This is a genomic window from Proteocatella sphenisci DSM 23131 (assembly GCF_000423525.1).
GTDB lineage: Bacteria > Bacillota > Clostridia > Peptostreptococcales > Filifactoraceae > Proteocatella > Proteocatella sphenisci.
This window is the reverse complement of sequence record NZ_AUID01000045.1, coordinates 1-2180: the sequence shown is the minus strand read 5'-3', so window position 1 is coordinate 2180 and position 2180 is coordinate 1. Positions and strand designations below refer to the sequence as shown.

General features: G+C 31.5%; 3 protein-coding genes. All 3 read left to right on the top strand.

Annotation, left to right across the window (positions count from 1 at the left end; genetic code table 11):
* The first annotated feature begins 116 nt into the window (after nt 1-116).
* The 3 genes from G558_RS0111120 (at nt 117) to G558_RS0111110 (ending at nt 1876) form a co-directional block, all read left to right on the top strand.
* Complete coding sequence (locus G558_RS0111120) at nt 117-344, top strand: hypothetical protein (RefSeq protein WP_028830201.1); 228 nt, start codon at nt 117-119, stop codon at nt 342-344.
* 153 nt (nt 345-497) lie between these two features.
* Complete coding sequence (locus G558_RS0111115) at nt 498-1277, top strand: rolling circle replication-associated protein (protein ID WP_028830200.1); 780 nt, start codon at nt 498-500, stop codon at nt 1275-1277.
* A gap of 311 nt (nt 1278-1588) precedes the next feature.
* Nucleotides 1589-1876, top strand: a complete 288-nt coding sequence (locus tag G558_RS0111110) for a hypothetical protein (protein WP_156888561.1) — start codon at nt 1589-1591, stop codon at nt 1874-1876.
* Nucleotides 1877-2180: the final 304 nt, after the last annotated feature.

The following is a 2180-nucleotide window of genomic DNA, read 5'->3' as shown; positions in this document are numbered from 1 at the left end:
GAAATTCTCGAAGAAAAATTATCTACAATTCCATTAGTTGAAGCTGCTAATAGATTTGATTATGGATTTTTGCAATGTAAATTGGAAAGTATTTTGAAAAAAAAGGGGGTTTAGCTATGAATTTATGTCATGGTTTTTCTGTTGGTTATAATAATATTACCGGTACAAAAATTATGAAATGGCGTGGTTGTGAAGTTCGTGATTTTACTAAATTTGTAGATTATTTGGTTGGTATTGGCTTTAAAATTATTGGTGTTGGTGATAATTATTTTAAAGTTTTGTTGTTATCTGATAAGCAAGTTAATTTTTTTTATTATAAGGTAATTGAGTATAAAGAAGTCTAGTTTTGAAATTCTATTACTAGACAAACTAACACTTAACGGTTATTTTGGTTTTTTATATTTATTTTATATATATATATTGTTCATATTTTATATATATTATATTCATATTTTGTTCATATCTTGTTCATATTATATTCATATTGTGAGGTTAATATGCTTAAACAAAGAGCTTATGATTATAACATATGTGTTCTCAAAAAATATAACGATAACACATACAAATTAACTCGGCATAATGTATTGAGAGTTAAAGGGGTAGAAATTGATGATAAAATTTCTGACTTCGTCAGAGGAAGTAATGATAAAAAAATGCTTGAAAGTATATCTCGTACTAAATCGACTATATTTGAATATGGAATGTGTAATGACTGGGATTTTTTCGTCACATTTACAATTGATAAAAACAAGCATGATAGATATGATTTAAAAGCGTATTATGCTAAATTCAGTCAGTTTTTGCGTAATTATAATAAAAGACATAACCTAAAAGTAAAATATCTATTTATTCCAGAAAAGCATAAAGATGGTGCCTGGCATATGCATGGATTCATGTCTGGTCTTCCCGAATCTCATTTAACTTTGTTGACTGAGGATATGGTGTTGCCTTATAGAATTATTGAGAAGATACGAAAAGGTGAAATTGTTTACTCCTGGGCTTCCTATTCTGAAAGATTTGGATTTTTAACTATGGAGAAAATAAGAGATAAAGACAAAGCTTCGTCCTATATAACAAAATACATATCAAAGGATTTAGCTGACTGTATCAGTGATACTAATTCTAAGATGTATTATTGTTCAAAGGGATTAAAAAAAGCTGAAATCGTAAAAAAAGGACGTATATCCGCCAATATACATCCTTCGTTCTCAAACGATTATGTTGAGATTAAATATTTCGATAACGCTGACCTGGCTTTATCGTACTTCGATGAGTAAATTATATCAAATATACCATCATAACACAAGCATTGTCCCATAAAACGGACAGTGCTTTTTTGCGTTCTCTGGGGGTGCCTCGTGCCAAATACATCATGCGTGCAAGGGACCCATGTCAATGCTGCTGTTCACCCTGGGGGACATAGTCACCCTGGGGGATCAGCAAACGTAGTGGTGCATTGATTTGGGATGGTAGCATGATAGGCTGGTCGCCATTGGCACCCCTTGAGCAAAAAAGTCAATATAAAAGCATTGACTTATGTTGGATAATGATTTATTATGTATTTATAATGATTAATGGAGGTGTTAATATGAGTGAAAAAGATAATCTTCATAGGATTAATATCAGAGTTAGAATGGATATAGCTGATTGGTGTAAAAAAAAGGCTGCTTCTTATGCTATGCCTTATTCTAACTATATTGCTATGTTAATTACTCAGTTTGCTGAAGCTGAAATGCAAAAAGAATTGTTAATTGATTTGAATAATTCTATACATGATATGAAAGAAATGTCTGGTGATGTTAACGTATCTGATATGTTACGTGAAATGCGTGAGTTTCAGAAGACAATAGAGAAGATGGATCAGAAAGGCGAATGACAAGGAACGCCGTCGGTTCGCTTTCGGTTCCATCTTTTATATGACAACTGAATAGTCGATACATTCCTTGGGTGTAATGTATTGATAGTTTTAAATTTCGGGAAAGCCTGGTCGCTTATGCCCAGGCTCCCGTTTTATCTATCAACAATATTGAAAGGTGGTAAAAAATGAATATCGAGTTAACAAAACAAGAAATTGAATTATTGGTTGAAATTCTCGAAGAAAAATTATCTACAATTCCATTAGTTGAAGCTGCTAATAGATTTGATTATGGATTTTTGCAATGTAAATTGGAAAGTATTTT

Excerpts from the sequence above, each read along its gene's own strand:
- G558_RS0111120 (WP_028830201.1), top strand. The coding sequence starts at position 117 with ATGAATTTATGTCATGGTTTTTCTGTTGGTTATAATAATATTACCGGT.
- G558_RS0111115 (WP_028830200.1), top strand. The coding sequence starts at position 498 with ATGCTTAAACAAAGAGCTTATGATTATAACATATGTGTTCTCAAAAAA.
- G558_RS0111110 (WP_156888561.1), top strand. The coding sequence starts at position 1,589 with ATGAGTGAAAAAGATAATCTTCATAGGATTAATATCAGAGTTAGAATG.